This is a genomic window from Streptomyces sp. NPDC058985, from assembly GCF_042740985.1.
Taxonomy (GTDB): Bacteria; Actinomycetota; Actinomycetes; order Streptomycetales; family Streptomycetaceae; genus Streptomyces.
On sequence record NZ_JBHYJX010000033.1, the window covers coordinates 1 to 14146 of the forward strand.

The 14146-nt window shown below is 69.2% G+C and carries 13 protein-coding genes; 9 read left to right on the top strand and 4 right to left on the bottom strand.

Translation table 11 applies throughout. The features are described 5' to 3' along the window. Positions 1 to 53 precede the first annotated feature (53 nt). Both ACFW01_RS25600 and ACFW01_RS25605 read right to left on the bottom strand, forming a co-directional pair. Positions 54 to 1580, bottom strand: coding sequence for a hypothetical protein (locus tag ACFW01_RS25600; protein ID WP_234953844.1), 1527 nt, complete (start codon positions 1578 to 1580; stop codon positions 54 to 56). 92 nt (positions 1581 to 1672) lie between these two features. Continuing rightward, on the bottom strand, positions 1673 to 1882 hold the full coding sequence (locus ACFW01_RS25605) for a hypothetical protein (RefSeq protein ID WP_125494738.1): 210 nt from the start codon (positions 1880 to 1882) through the stop codon (positions 1673 to 1675). A gap of 132 nt (positions 1883 to 2014) precedes the next feature. On the opposite strand from ACFW01_RS25605, the gene ACFW01_RS25610 reads away from it, so the two are divergent. After that, on the top strand, positions 2015 to 2989 hold the full coding sequence (locus ACFW01_RS25610; protein ID WP_122620517.1) for a carbohydrate kinase family protein: 975 nt from the start codon (positions 2015 to 2017) through the stop codon (positions 2987 to 2989). A 15-nt stretch (positions 2990 to 3004) separates the two neighbouring features. On the opposite strand, the gene ACFW01_RS25615 is transcribed toward ACFW01_RS25610, so the two are convergent. Beyond that, entirely contained in the window at positions 3005 to 4387 is a 1383-nt protein-coding gene (locus ACFW01_RS25615; RefSeq protein ID WP_234953843.1) for a cysteine desulfurase/sulfurtransferase TusA family protein, read from the bottom strand. Between the two features lie 301 nt (positions 4388 to 4688). Here ACFW01_RS25615 and coxB point away from each other — a divergent pair, with 301 nt between their 5' ends. The 4 genes from coxB to ACFW01_RS25635 all read left to right on the top strand — a co-directional run bounded on the left by coxB (position 4689) and on the right by ACFW01_RS25635 (position 9182). Further along, on the top strand, positions 4689 to 5648 hold the full coding sequence (gene coxB, locus ACFW01_RS25620) for a cytochrome c oxidase subunit II (RefSeq protein WP_234953841.1): 960 nt from the start codon (positions 4689 to 4691) through the stop codon (positions 5646 to 5648). Continuing rightward, positions 5645 to 7381 carry a cytochrome c oxidase subunit I gene (ctaD, locus tag ACFW01_RS25625; RefSeq protein WP_234953839.1) on the top strand — a complete coding sequence of 579 codons (1737 nt, stop codon included), beginning with the start codon at positions 5645 to 5647 and terminating at the stop codon, positions 7379 to 7381. The genes coxB and ctaD overlap by 4 nt, the downstream gene beginning before the upstream one ends. Next, entirely contained in the window at positions 7378 to 7776 is a 399-nt protein-coding gene (locus ACFW01_RS25630) for a cytochrome c oxidase subunit 4 (protein ID WP_064727489.1), read from the top strand. The genes ctaD and ACFW01_RS25630 overlap by 4 nt, the downstream gene beginning before the upstream one ends. Before the next feature lie 128 nt (positions 7777 to 7904). Beyond that, positions 7905 to 9182, top strand: coding sequence for an Ig-like domain-containing protein (locus ACFW01_RS25635; protein ID WP_234953837.1), 1278 nt, complete (start codon positions 7905 to 7907; stop codon positions 9180 to 9182). A 112-nt stretch (positions 9183 to 9294) separates the two neighbouring features. Here the strand turns inward: ACFW01_RS25635 and ACFW01_RS25640 are convergent, their stop codons facing one another. Beyond that, positions 9295 to 9696, bottom strand: a complete 402-nt coding sequence (locus ACFW01_RS25640) for a hypothetical protein (RefSeq protein ID WP_234953835.1) — start codon at positions 9694 to 9696, stop codon at positions 9295 to 9297. 207 nt (positions 9697 to 9903) lie between these two features. On the opposite strand from ACFW01_RS25640, the gene ACFW01_RS25645 reads away from it, so the two are divergent. The 4 genes from ACFW01_RS25645 (at position 9904) to ACFW01_RS25660 (ending at position 14088) form a co-directional block, all read left to right on the top strand. Beyond that, positions 9904 to 10524 (top strand): heme-copper oxidase subunit III, encoded by a 621-nt coding sequence (locus ACFW01_RS25645; RefSeq protein ID WP_064727486.1) that lies wholly within the window; start codon positions 9904 to 9906, stop codon positions 10522 to 10524. A gap of 65 nt (positions 10525 to 10589) precedes the next feature. After that, the gene (locus tag ACFW01_RS25650) at positions 10590 to 11399 is read left to right on the top strand and encodes a c-type cytochrome (RefSeq protein WP_064727485.1); all 810 of its coding nucleotides are present in this window, start codon (positions 10590 to 10592) and stop codon (positions 11397 to 11399) included. Beyond that, positions 11396 to 12454 carry a Rieske 2Fe-2S domain-containing protein gene (locus tag ACFW01_RS25655; RefSeq protein ID WP_234953833.1) on the top strand — a complete coding sequence of 353 codons (1059 nt, stop codon included), beginning with the start codon at positions 11396 to 11398 and terminating at the stop codon, positions 12452 to 12454. The genes ACFW01_RS25650 and ACFW01_RS25655 overlap by 4 nt, the downstream gene beginning before the upstream one ends. Then, positions 12451 to 14088 (top strand): cytochrome bc complex cytochrome b subunit, encoded by a 1638-nt coding sequence (locus ACFW01_RS25660; protein ID WP_384506996.1) that lies wholly within the window; start codon positions 12451 to 12453, stop codon positions 14086 to 14088. Before ACFW01_RS25655 ends, ACFW01_RS25660 begins: the two co-directional genes overlap by 4 nt. Positions 14089 to 14146: the final 58 nt, after the last annotated feature.

A 14146-nucleotide genomic window follows, 5' to 3' on the forward strand; every position in this document is an offset into this window, starting at 1 on the left:
GGCCCGGGGCGAGAGCCCCGGGCCGCCGCCCTCTTCCGCTCACGCGCCCGGCCTCACCGGCCCCCGGACGGCGCCGGCAGCCGCGCGCCGGGCTTGTGCAGCGGGATCTTCTCGCCGTCCGCACCCACGACCTTCCGGTCACCGAGCGGTTCGTCGAGCCGCACCGTGCGCTCGTACTCCTTGGCGATCAGGATGCACACCTTGTCCGGATGCGGGGTCTCGGTCACCTTCACGGTCACCTCCCCGTCCTCCTCCTCGGCCTTCGCCTCGTAGTCCGCGCACACCCCGCCCGTGAAGTGCACGGTCAGCTCGCCGCCCTCGGCCGTGTAACCGTTCACCCGCACGTCCCGCGGCTCGCCCGGCTTCGAGGCCGGCTTGTCGGACGGGGACGGCGAGGCCGGGGCCGCGGTCGTCAGGTACTCCGGCTCGACCGCCGGATACGTGACCGTGGAGCTGTCCTCCGCGCCCGGCGCGCGCACCTCGAACAGCCAGGAGGGCACCAGCGTCTGCCGCCCCCGCACCGGATGCGCGGCCAGACCGAACACCGCGTCCTCGACCGTGACCGTCTGCTTCTGCTGTGCGGGCTTCTCCGGTGAGCCGGTCGGCGGCGCGCACGGAGTGCCGGCGCCGTCCTCGTGCGGCACCGGGCTCGCGCAGCCCCCGATGCCCCCGGCGCCGGGCCCGGAACCGCCGCCCGGCGAGTTCAGCAGCGCCAGGGCCTCCTTCGCGCCCAGGACGGGGTACGTGTCCCCCTTGACCGGGGCCTTGACCTGCCCGCTGCCGCCGACCACGTCGCCCTGGGCACCGACGACCACACCGGTCGTCCAGCCCTGCGTGGGCAGCCCGCCGACCTCGGGCTCGGCGTTCACGGCCCGCCGGGCGCCCATGACCTGGCCCGCGTCCAGCTTGGCGGCGTCCTGGCCCAGCGCCTTCAGCACCGGCGCCGCGGCCTTCTTCGCGGCCGCCTCGCTCACCGGGCTCCCGTCGGCGGACGGGGCCCGGCACACGGCGCCCTTCTTGCAGTCGTCCGTGCCGGGTGTGTAGCGGTGGAACGTCCAGGTGCCCGGCGCCTGCGTGGTCACCGTCAGCAGGGGCCCCGAGCCGTCCTTGGCGTTGCCGACCTTCCAGGCCCCGCCCTGGACGCGCGGTGCGCCCGTCACCTTGAGCGCCTCGGCCAGCCGGGCCACCTCCGCCTCGGTGACCTCGCCCTTCGTCCGGTACACGGGCGCCGAGCCGGGTCCCTCGGGGAGGGAGCCCTCGGCGCGGTAGGTGACGCCGTACGGGTTCGGCTCACCGGGCGCGATGCCGTTCGTCCCGTCCGTACCGCCGTCGGGGGACGTCCCGTGGTCGTCCAGGGCCAGCGGCGGGGGAGTGTCGTCGCCCGACGCCCCGGACGCCGTACCGCCGTCCGGGTCGCCGTCGGAGGCGGACGTGGCCAGGTAGGCACCGCCCGTGCCGACCAGCAGCACGGCGGCGGCGACCGACGCGACGACGACCGCGGAGGGACGCCGTCGCGCGGGACGCCCGGTGCCGGCCTCGTCGGCCGCGGTGGCGTCGTTGTCGGGTCGCTCGCTGTTCACCGCATCGCTCCTTCAGCTGTTACTGGGGACAGCGATGGGACGCGGTGGGCGGACATCCGGTTCCCGGCGACGGCGAGCGCCGCCCGAACGGCTCAGTCGCCGTAGTCCGACATCGCCTCCAGCAACCGGGCCGACGTCTGCGGCACCCGCACACCGTGGAGCAGCGAGACGGGCACCGGCCGGGTGGCGACGTGAGCCGGGGCCGACCAGCGCGGGGTCATCCGGGCGCAGTCACCGCGCAGTGACGCCAGGTCGCCGTCCAGGTCGGCCGGGGCGGGGTCGGCGGTCCTCAGGTTCGTCATAACAGAACCGTAGGCACGTCCCGGACCGCGAAGAAAGTTGTACTACCGGGTAGTTTTGCCTGCTTCGATCGGGAGGCGGTCCCGGGTAGCGTGAACTGTCAACCCGCCTCCCCTCAGGAGAGAGTCCACGCCGTGCGCATCGCAGTCACCGGCTCCATCGCCACCGACCACCTCATGACCTTTCCCGGCCGATTCTCCGACCAGCTCGTCGCGGACCAGCTGCACACGGTCTCGCTCTCCTTCCTCGTCGACCAGCTGGACGTACGCCGGGGCGGCGTCGCCGCGAACATCGCCTTCGGCATGGGCCAGCTCGGCATCCGGCCGATCCTGGTCGGCGCGGCCGGCTCGGACTTCGCCGAGTACCGCGCCTGGCTGGACCGGCACGGCGTCGACACCGGCTCGGTGCGCATCTCGGAGACCCTGCACACCGCCCGCTTCGTCTGCACCACCGACGCCGACCACAACCAGATCGGCTCCTTCTACACGGGCGCGATGAGCGAGGCCCGCCTCATCGAGCTGAAGACCGTCGCCGACCGCGTGGGCGGCCTCGACCTGGTCTCCATCGGCGCCGACGACCCGGAGGCGATGCTCCGGCACACCGAGGAGTGCCGCGCGCGGTCCATCCCCTTCGCCGCGGACTTCTCCCAGCAGATCGCCCGGATGAACGGCGACGAGATCCGGATACTGCTGGACGGGGCGACCTACCTCTTCTCCAACGAGTACGAGAAGGGGCTCATCGAGACCAAGACCGGCTGGACGGACGAGGAGATCCTCGGCCGCGTCGGGCACCGCGTCACCACCCTCGGCGCGCGGGGCGTGCGGATCGAGCGGGCCGGCGAGGAGACCATCGAGGTCGGCGTGCCCGACGAGGAGCGCAAGGCCGACCCGACGGGGGTCGGCGACGCCTTCCGGGCCGGGTTCATGTCGGGACTGGCGTGGGGCGTTTCGCTGGAGCGGGCGGCGCAGGTGGGCTGCATGCTGGCGACCCTCGTCATCGAGACGGTCGGTACGCAGGAGTACCAGCTGCGGCGGGGGCACTTCATGGAGCGGTTCACCAAGGCGTACGGGGACGAGGCGGCGGAGGAGGTTCGGGGGCGGCTGGGCTGATCGGCCGGGTGCGGTCTACTTGATCCGGCGGACCAAGTAGGCCGTTCCCCTCTCCTCCCGCTCCTCACCCACGTACTCCTGGCCACGCATCTCGCACCACGCCGGGATGTCCAGGCGCGCCGCCTCGTCGTCGGACAGCACTCGCACCGTTCCGCCGACGGGGACGTCGCCGATGACCTTGGCCAGTTCGATGACAGGGATCGGGCAGCGTCGGCCGATGGCGTCCACGACGAGGTCCGCCCCGGTCCGAGGGGCGGACTCCGCGGCCGCCGGCGCGCCCAGCCTCTCCCGCACCGCGGCCACCGTGCCCGGCAGCACCTCCAGGAACCGCTCCACGTCCTCGGCGGGGGTGCCCGGCGGCAGCGACACCCGGACGTTGCCCTCGGTGAGCACGCCCATCGCCTTCAGGACGTGGCTCGGTGTCAGCGTGCTGCTGGTGCAGGAGGAGCCGGACGAGACGGAGAAGCCGGCCCGGTCCAGCTCGTGCAGCAGAGTCTCCCCGTCGACATAGAGACACGAGAAGGTGACGATCCCGGGCAGCCGCCGCACCGCGTCGCCGACCACCTCGACGTCCGGCACCAGCCCGGGCACCCGCGCCCGGATCCGCTCCGTCAGCTCCCGCAGCCGGTCCGCCTCCTGCGCGGCCTCGGCCCGCACCGCCCGCAGCGACGCCGCCGCGGCCACGATCGCCGGCAGGTTCTCGAAGCCGGGCGCCCGCCCCGACTCCCGCTCGTCCGCCGCCCCTTGCGGCGCGAACCGCACCCCCTTGCGCACGACCAGCAGCCCGACCCCCGACGGCCCGCCCCACTTGTGCGCGCTCGCCGTGAGCAGCGACCAGTCGCCCGGCACCTTGCCCCAGCCCAGCGACTGGGCCGCGTCCACCAGCAGCGGCACGCCCGCCGCCCGGCAGACCTCCGCCACCTCCGCCACGGGCTGCTCGGTGCCCACCTCGTGGTTGGCCGACTGGAGGCAGGCCAGCGCGGTGTCGTCACCGAGGGCCGCGGCGAAGGCCCCCGCGTCCACCGCGCCGACGCGGTCCACGGGGACCTGGGTGACGGTCCCGCCGTCGCGCTCCAGCTCCTCCGCCGCATGGAGTACGGAGGAGTGTTCGACGGCGGACACGATCAGGTGGCGTCCGACGCGCCGCCGCCCGGCGAGCGCCCCCGCCACCCCTGAATGCACCGCCCGCGTCCCCGAAGGAGTGAAGACCAGTTCGTCGGCCCGGCACCCCACTGCCTCCGCGGCGGCCTCGCGGGCGGCGTCGAGCAGCAGCCGCGCCCGGCGCCCCTCCCGGTAGAGCCGCGCGGGATCGGCCCACCCCTCGTCAAGAGAGGCCAGCAGCGCCTGCCGGGCAACGGGATGGAGGGGAGCAGCGGAAGCAGCGTCAAAGTAAGCCACACGCACACGCTATGACGTGCGGCAGGGCGTCGCCGCCAAGGGGCGCGGGGAACTGCGCGACAAGCCACAACGCACCGCAAGCCGCCGAACGACCCCCGCCCCCCCACCCCCGTAGGCACCCCATCCCACCCTTAAAGAGTGACCCCCGGCGCGTATGCCACCCTCCCCGCGACCCCCCGGAGGGCGTCGGCTAGGGTTTGGTCCGCATAAACATCAAACCCCTGCCCGACGCAGGGCGGCGACCGACCAGCGAGAAGGCCGCAGCCGAACAGCGCGGGCGAGACTCTCGGGAAGGCGCTACGTGAGTCCCAACGGCTCCGACCGCTCGCCGCGGCGCCCGATGCGGCGGAAGCTGCTGCAGGCACTGACCGCGGGCCTGGTCCTGGCGACCGCCACAGGTTGCACATACGAGGACTTCCCCCGCCTCGGCTTGCCCACCCCCACCACGGAAGAGGCTCCGCGGATCCTCTCCCTGTGGCAGGGCTCCTGGGCGGCCGCGCTGGCCACCGGCGTGCTGGTGTGGGGCCTGATCCTGTGGAGTGTGTTCTTCCACCGGCGCAGCCGCACCAAGGTCGAGGTCCCTCCGCAGACCAGGTACAACCTGCCCATCGAGGCGCTGTACACCATGGTTCCGCTCGTCATCGTCTCGGTGCTGTTCTACTTCACCGCGCGTGACGAGTCCGAGCTCCTGAACCTCAAGAAGAAGCCCGACGTCACGGTCAACGTGGTCGGCTTCCAGTGGAGCTGGTGCTTCAACTACGTCGAGAGCGTCAACGGTTCCTCCGGTGACGCCAAGACCTCCGAGGAACTGTCCGCCATCCCGGACCGGTTCAAGGAGGACTTCCCGGCCAACGCCGGCGGCACCTACGACTGCGGTACCCCGAGCACGCGGAACCCGCAGACCGACAACCCCGGTCCGACCCTCTGGCTCCCCAAGGGCAAGACGGTCCGCTTCGTCCTGACCTCGCGTGACGTCATCCACTCCTTCTGGGTGGTGCCGTTCCTCATGAAGCAGGACGTCATTCCGGGCCACACCAACGCCTTCGAGGTGACCCCCAACAAGGAGGGCACCTTCCTCGGCAAGTGCGCCGAGCTGTGCGGCGTGGACCACTCCCGGATGCTGTTCAACGTGAAGGTCGTCTCCCCGGAGCGCTACGAGCAGCACCTCCAGGACCTCGTGAAGAAGGGGCAGACCGGTTACGTTCCCGCAGGCATCGCGCAGACGAGCCACGAGAAGAACCGGGAGACGAACAACCTGTGAGCATCCTCAACGAACCCCAGGGTGCCTCGGCAGCGGAGGACTCGTACGAGAACGAGCTGCCGGTACGGCGCAAGCAGCCCGGCAACGTCGTGGTCAAGTGGCTGACGACCACTGACCACAAGACGATCGGCACGCTGTATCTGGTGACGTCGTTCGCCTTCTTCTGCATCGGTGGCGTGATGGCGCTCTTCATGCGCGCCGAGCTGGCCCGGCCGGGTCTGCAGATCATGTCGAACGAGCAGTTCAACCAGGCGTTCACGATGCACGGCACGATCATGCTGCTGATGTTCGCGACGCCGCTGTTCGCCGGCTTCACGAACTGGATCATGCCGCTGCAGATCGGCGCGCCGGACGTGGCGTTCCCGCGGCTGAACATGTTCGCCTACTGGCTGTACCTGTTCGGCTCGACCATCGCGGTGGGCGGGTTCCTGACCCCGCAGGGTGCGGCCGACTTCGGCTGGTTCGCCTACTCCCCGCTGTCCGACGCGGTGCACTCGCCCGGCATCGGCGGTGACCTGTGGATCATGGGTCTGGCCTTCTCCGGCTTCGGCACCATCCTCGGCGCGGTCAACTTCATCACCACGATCATCTGCATGCGCGCGCCCGGCATGACGATGTTCCGGATGCCGATCTTCACCTGGAACGTGCTGCTGACCGCGGTGCTGGTCCTGCTGGCCTTCCCGGTGCTGGCCGCGGCCCTGTTCGCGCTGGAGGCGGACCGCAAGTTCGGTGCGCACATCTTCGACTCGGCCAACGGCGGGGCGCTGCTGTGGCAGCACCTGTTCTGGTTCTTCGGCCACCCCGAGGTGTACATCATCGCGCTGCCGTTCTTCGGCATCATCAGTGAGATCATTCCGGTCTTCTCCCGCAAGCCGATCTTCGGTTACACGGGTCTGATCGCGGCGACCATCGCGATCGCGGGCCTGTCGGTGACGGTGTGGGCGCACCACATGTACGTCACGGGCGGCGTGCTGTTGCCGTTCTTCTCCTTCATGACCTTCCTGATCGCGGTCCCGACCGGTGTGAAGTTCTTCAACTGGATCGGCACCATGTGGAAGGGCTCGCTGTCCTTCGAGACACCGATGCTGTGGTCCACCGGCTTCCTGATCACTTTCCTCTTCGGTGGTCTGACCGGTGTCATCCTGGCCTCGCCGCCGCTGGACTTCCACGTCTCGGACTCGTACTTCGTGGTGGCGCACTTCCACTACGTGGTGTTCGGCACGGTGGTGTTCGCGATGTTCGCGGGCTTCCACTTCTGGTGGCCGAAGTTCACCGGCAAGCTGCTGGACGAGCGCCTGGGCAAGATCACGTTCTGGACGCTCTTCGTCGGCTTCCACGGCACGTTCCTGGTCCAGCACTGGCTGGGTGCCGAGGGCATGCCCCGCCGGTACGCGGACTACCTGGCGGCCGACGGGTTCACCGCCCTGAACACGATCTCGACGATCAGCTCGTTCCTGCTCGGCGCGTCGATCCTGCCGTTCTTCTACAACATCTGGAAGACGGCCAAGTACGGCAAGCCGGTCGAAGTGGACGACCCGTGGGGCTACGGGCGTTCGCTGGAGTGGGCGACCTCCTGCCCGCCGCCGCGGCACAACTTCCTCACCCTGCCGCGCATCCGCAGCGAATCCCCGGCGTTCGACCTGCACCACCCCGAGATCTCGGCGATCGACCAGTTGGAGAACGTCGGTCACGGGGAGAAGACCCTCGCCGGCGGCAAGGAGGCCGGGAAGTGAAGATCCAGGGCAAGATGTTCATCTGGTTGAGCGTCTTCATCCTCGTCGTGGCGGTCGTCTACGGCTACTGGTCCAAGGAACCGGCCGGCACCACGGCGCTCTTCCTGGCCTTCGGCCTGTCCATCATGATCGGCTTCTACCTGGCCTTCACGGCCAAGCGGGTCGACGTCGGTGCGCAGGACAACAAGGAGGCGGACGTCGCGGACGACGCCGGCGAGGTCGGGTTCTTCAGCCCGCACAGCTGGCAGCCGCTCGCGCTCGGCCTCGGCGGTGCGCTCGCCTTCCTGGGCGTGGCCGTCGGCTGGTGGATCATGTACTTCTCGGCACCGGTGATCCTGGTCGGCCTGTTCGGCTGGGTCTTCGAGTACTACCGCGGTGAGAACCGCACCCAGTAGCACGCGCTGAGCACAGAGGGGCCCGGACACTCCGTCAGGAGCGTCCGGGCCCTTCGTATGCCGTACGCCTTTCACTCGTCCGGATTACCCACCGTGCCGTCCTTGACGTGGCTCCCTAGCGTGAGGTCATGAGCGACACGGATCACTTCCAGGCGCGGGGGCGTACGGTCGTCGGCTGCACCCTGCTGGTGATGGCCCTCGGCGCGTCCGTCACCGCCTGCACCGGCGACGACGACAACCCGCTGTCCGCCTCGCCCTACGACGCGGCCGGCCAGATCTCCTTCAACGGCCCCAAGGACGCCGGGAAGAAAGCCGACCCGGACAAACCCCTGGAGGTCGTCGCCGAGGGCGCCGACGGGCGCATCACGGACGTCACGGCCGTCGACGCGTCCGGCCGCTACGTCGCCGGGGAACTGTCCGCCGACGGCGCCCGCTGGCACAGCACCTCACCCCTGGCCGCCAACGCCAGCTACACGGTGCGGGTCAGCACCGAGGACGGCGACGGGGCGCCCGGCCGCAAGGTGCTCACCTTCGAGACGGGCAAGCCCGGCGCCAAGAAGACGCTGGGCATCACCTTCGGGCCCAAGGCGGGCGCGTACGGGGTCGGCCAGCCCGTCACCGCGGAGCTGAGCCAGCCGGTCCGGGACAAGGCGCAGCGGGCCATAGTGGAGCGTGCGCTGAAGGTGGACTCCACGCCCGCGGTGGAGGGCGCGTGGCACTGGGTGGACGACAAGAAGCTCCACTACCGCCCGAAGGAGTTCTGGCCCGCGCACGCGACCATTCAGGTCCGCAGCACCCTCGACGGCATCAAGGTCGGCGACCGGATGTGGGGCGGCGCCGCCAAGCCCCTGAAGATCACCACGGACGACCGGGTGGTGGCCGTCACCGACGCCGCCGCACACACGCTGACCGTCTTCCAGGACGGCAAGGAGATCAAGCAGATCCCGGTCACCACCGGCAAGCCCGGCTTCGACACCCGCAACGGCGTCAAGGTCGTCCTCGGCAAGGAACCCTTCGTACGCATGCGCAGCACCACCGTGGGCATCGCCGAGGGCTCCTCGGAGTCGTACGACCTGCCGGTCCACTTCGCCACCCGCGTCACCTGGAGCGGCGAGTACGTGCACGCCGCCCCCTGGTCCGTCGGCTCCCAGGGCTCGGCCAACGTGAGTCACGGCTGCGTCGGCATGAGCACCGCCAACGCGGAGTGGTTCTTCAAGGCCGTCCAGGAGGGCGACCTCGTGGAGGTGGTCAACTCCGGCGGCGAGATGATGGAGCCGTTCGGCAACGGCTTCGGCGACTGGAACCTGGACTGGAACAAGTGGCGCACGGGCAGCGCCCTCACCGGCGGCACGGGCAGTGCCGCAAGCAACCAGGAAACGGCACGCCTACGCCCGACAGTGGTTTGACCCACCTAGGGGCGCGGGGCCGTGTCGATGTGCGGCTCCGCCGCGTGGGCGCGACAAGCCACAACGGCGCCGCACCCGCCACACAACCCCGCCCCCACCCCCTAAGGGCGCCCTAAACGCCCTGCAGCCTCTTCTCACGAAGCAGCGCGGCCAGCGCACCCGCGAACTCCACCGGCTCCACCGGCAGCGTCACAGCGGCCTCCGCGCGGCTCCACGTGGCCAGCCACGCGTCCTGCGGGCGCGCGATCAGCAGCAGTACCGGAGGACACATGAAGATCTCGTCCTTGATCTGGCGGCACACCCCCATACCGCCCATGGGCACGGCCTCGCCGTCCAGCACGCAGACGTCGATCCCGCCCTTGTCCAGCTCCTTCAGCACGGCGGCCGGAGTCGCGCACTCCACGAACTCGACGACGGGCACGTCCGGAGCCGGCCGGCGGCCGGTCGCGAGCCGCACCTGTTCGCGGGTGTTGGAGTCGTCGCTGTAGACCAGCACCGTGGCGGTCGCCTGCATGCTTCCTCCGATACGCGGTGAAGACCGGTAAGGCAGTCGTGGCTGTCGTAGCCCGTTGGGGCGGATGCTACTCCCTTGAACACCTCGTCAACACCGGTTCGGACACGCCTTCGACGGGCCGTTCGATGGGCCATACGGGCAGTACAGACGGGGCGGACACTCCGAACGGCACCCCCCGGGGTGAGGGCGGGATAAGCGACCGACATAATGTCGGTCGTGGCGACAGCAACGACAGTAGAAACCGGGCACGCGCACCCGTCGGTCAACCGGCCGAACCTCACCAGCGTCGGAACCATCATCTGGTTGAGTTCCGAGCTGATGTTCTTCGCGGCCCTCTTCGCGATGTACTTCACCCTGCGATCGGTGACCGGCCCGGACTTCTGGTCCGAGAAGGCCGACGCGCTGAACTTCCCGTTCTCCGCGACGAACACCACGATCCTGGTGCTCTCCTCCCTCACCTGCCAGCTCGGCGTGTTCGCGGCCGAGCGCGGTGACGTGAAGAAGCTCCGGATGTGGTTCATCGTCACCTTCGTGATGGGTGCGATCTTCATCGGCGGTCAGGTGTTCGAGTACACCGAGCTGGTCAAGCACGAGGGTCTCTCGCTCTCGTCCGACCCGTACGGCTCGGCGTTCTACCTGACCACCGGCTTCCACGGACTGCACGTGACGGGCGGCCTCATCGCCTTCCTGCTGGTCCTCGGCCGCACCTACGCGGCCCGGAGGTTCACCCACGAGCAGGCGACCGCGGCCATCGTCGTGTCCTATTACTGGCACTTCGTCGATGTCGTCTGGATCGGCCTCTTCGCCACGATCTACATGATCAAGTAGTCGCGGCACGCACCCGCGCAATACCAGAAGCATCGACGCAGAAGATCCTGACACCGGGGTAATCCGTGAAAAAGCTCTCCGCACGACGACGCCATCCGCTGGCGGCGCTCGTCGTCCTACTCCTCGCGCTGGCATGCACAGGGGGGCTGTACGCCGCGTTCGCACCCGCGAGCAAGGCGCAGGCCGATGAAACCGCCCAGTCCCTCGCCATCGACGAGGGCAAGAAGCTCTACGCCGTCGGCTGTGCCAGTTGCCACGGCACCGGAGGGCAGGGCACCACCGACGGCCCGAGCCTGGTGGGCGTGGGCGCCGCCGCCGTCGACTTCCAGGTCGGCACCGGCCGCATGCCGGCCCAGCAGCCCGGCGCGCAGGTCCCGAAGAAGAAGGTCATCTACTCCCAGGCGGAGATCGACCAGCTCGCGGCCTACATCGCCTCGCTGGGTGCCGGCCCCGCCGTCCCCTCGGAGGAGAAGTACGGTCCGGAGGGCGCGGACATCGCCAAGGGCGGCGAGCTGTTCCGCACCAACTGCGCGCAGTGCCACAACTTCACCGGCAAGGGCGGCGCCCTGACGCACGGCAAGTACGCGCCGACCCTCGAGGGTGTCGACCCCAAGCACATCTACGAGGCCATGCAGACCGGCCCGCAGAACATGCCCTCCTTCCCCGACACCACGCTGTCGGAGCAGAACAAGAAGGACATCATCGCCTACCTGGACGCGGTCAACGGTGACGACACCGTCGAGCCCGGTGGCCTCAGCCTCGGCGGACTGGGCCCGGTCAGCGAGGGTCTGTTCGCGTGGGTCTTCGGACTGGGCGCGCTGATCGCGGTCGCCGTCTGGGTCGCCGCTCGGACCGCAAAGGCCAAGAAGTCATGAGTAGCCAAGACATTCCTGAAGAGAACCTGCCCGCTGAGCAGGGCCACGCGCACGGCGCGGTGAAGGTCGCGGACGAGGAGAACCCGTTCGCCGACCCGGGGCTGCCGCCCCACGAGCACCGGATCCAGGACATCGACGAGCGGGCCGCCAAGCGGTCCGAGCGCACGGTCGCCCTGCTGTTCACGGTGTCGATGCTGGCCACCATCGGCTTCATCGCCTCGTTCGTGGCGATCCCGGTCGACAAGTCGGTCTACATCTGGCCGATCGGTCACATCAGCGCGCTGAACTTCGCGCTCGGCATGACGCTCGGCGTCGCGCTGTTCGCGATCGGCGCGGGCGCGGTCCACTGGGCCCGCACCCTGATGTCCGACGAGGAGGTCGCCGACGAGCGGCACGCGATCGAGGCCGACACCGAGACCCGTGCCAAGGTCCACGCGGACTTCAAGCAGGGCGCCAAGGAGTCCGTGATCGGGCGCCGCAAGCTGATCCGCAACACGATGCTGGGCGCGCTCACCCTGGTGCCGCTCTCCGGCGTCGTCCTGCTGCGCGACCTCGGCCCGCTGCCCGGCACCAGCCTCCGCCACACCCTGTGGTCCAAGGGCAAGCTGCTCGTCAACATGAACACCAACGAGCCGCTGCGTCCCGCCGACGTCGCGGTGGGCTCCCTCACCTTCGCCAAGCCCGAGGGCCTGGAGGAGCACGACGAGGGGTTCATGAACGAGATCGCCAAGGCGGCCCTGATGATCATCCGGCTGGAGCCGGACGCCATCAAGGACAAGCGCGAGCTCGAGTGGTCGCACGAGGGCATCGTGGCGTACTCGAAGATCTGCACCCACGTCGGTTGCCCGATCTCCCTGTACGAGCAGCAGACGCACCACGCGCTCTGCCCCTGCCACCAGTCCACCTTCGACCTTGCCGACGGTGCCCGGGTGATCTTCGGTCCCGCGGGTCACGCCCTGCCGCAGCTGCGCATCGGCGTGAACGACGAGGGGTACCTCGAAGCGCTCGGCGACTTCGACGAGCCCGTCGGTCCTTCCTTCTGGGAGCGCGGATGAGTACTACACCCAACGAAGCCCCGCGCTCTCGCGGGAAGGCACCGGCCGGCGAGCGCGTCGCCGACTGGGCCGACGGCCGGCTGGGGATCTACTCCCTGGCCAAGGCCAACATGCGCAAGATCTTCCCCGACCACTGGTCGTTCATGCTGGGTGAGATCTGCCTCTACAGCTTCATCATCATCATCCTCACGGGTGTGTACCTGACGCTGTTCTTCCACCCGTCGATGAACGAGGTCACGTACCACGGCTCGTACGTGCCGCTGCAGGGCCAGCTGATGAGTGAGGCGTACGCCTCCACGCTGGACATCAGCTTCGACGTCCGCGGCGGTCTGCTCATCCGGCAGATCCACCACTGGGCTGCGCTGATCTTCCTGGCCGGCATGTTCGTGCACATGATGCGCGTCTTCTTCACCGGCGCGTTCCGCAAGCCGCGTGAGATCAACTGGCTGTTCGGCTTCCTGCTGTTCGTCCTCGGCATGTTCACCGGCTTCACCGGTTACTCGCTCCCGGACGACCTGCTCTCCGGCACCGGTATCCGCTTCATGGAGGGCGCGATCCTGTCCGTGCCGATCGTCGGCACGTACATCTCGTTCTTCCTGTTCGGCGGGGAGTTCCCCGGCCACGACTTCGTGGCCCGGTTCTACTCGATCCACATCCTGCTGCTGCCGGGCATCATGCTCGGCCTGGTGGTCGGCCACCTGATCCTGGTCTTCTACCACAAGCACACGCAGTTCGCGGGTCCGGGCAAGACCAACAAGAACGTCGTCGGCATGCCGCTGCTGCCGGTGTACATGGCGAAGGCCGGAGGCTTCTTCTTCCTGGTCTTCGGTGTGATCGCCGCAGTCTCGGCCATCGCCACGATCAACCCGATCTGGGCCATCGGCCCCTACCGGCCGGACCAGGTCTCCACCGGCGCGCAGCCCGACTGGTACATGGGCTTCTCCGAGGGTCTGATCCGTGTGATGCCCGGCTGGGAGATCGACTTCTGGGGTCACACGCTCGCCCTGGGCGTGTTCGTCCCGCTGATGATCTTCCCGCTGGTGCTGGTGGCGATCGCGGTCTACCCGTTCATCGAGTCCTGGGTCACCGGGGACAAGCGCGAGCACCACATCCTGGACCGCCCGCGCAACGCCCCGACGCGTACCGCCTTCGGTGTCGCCTGGATCACGGTGTACTTCGTGCTGCTGGTCGGTGGCGGCAACGACCTGTGGGCCACCCACTTCCACCTGTCGATCAACGCGATCACCTGGTTCGTCCGCATCGCGTTCTTCGTCGGACCGGTCCTCGCGTTCATCGCCACCAAGCGGATCTGCCTCGGCCTCCAGCGCCGGGACAAGGAGAAGGTGCTGCACGGCCGCGAGTCGGGCATCATCAAGCGCCTGCCGCACGGTGAGTTCATCGAGGTGCACGAGCCGCTCAGCCAGGAGCAGCTGCACACCCTCACCGCGCACGACCAGTACAAGCCCGCCGAGATCGGCCCGACGGTCGACGAGAACGGCGTCGAGCGCAAGGTGTCCCGCACCGAGAAGCTCCGCGCCAAGCTGAGCGAGTCGTACTACGGCGAGGAGTCGCAGATTCCGAAGCCGACCGTCGAGGAGTACAAGGAGATCACGAGCGGCCACGGCCACCACTGACCCTCCTGCGTCGCCACACCACGGTCGAAGGGCCCCGTCCGTTCCGCGGACGGGGCCC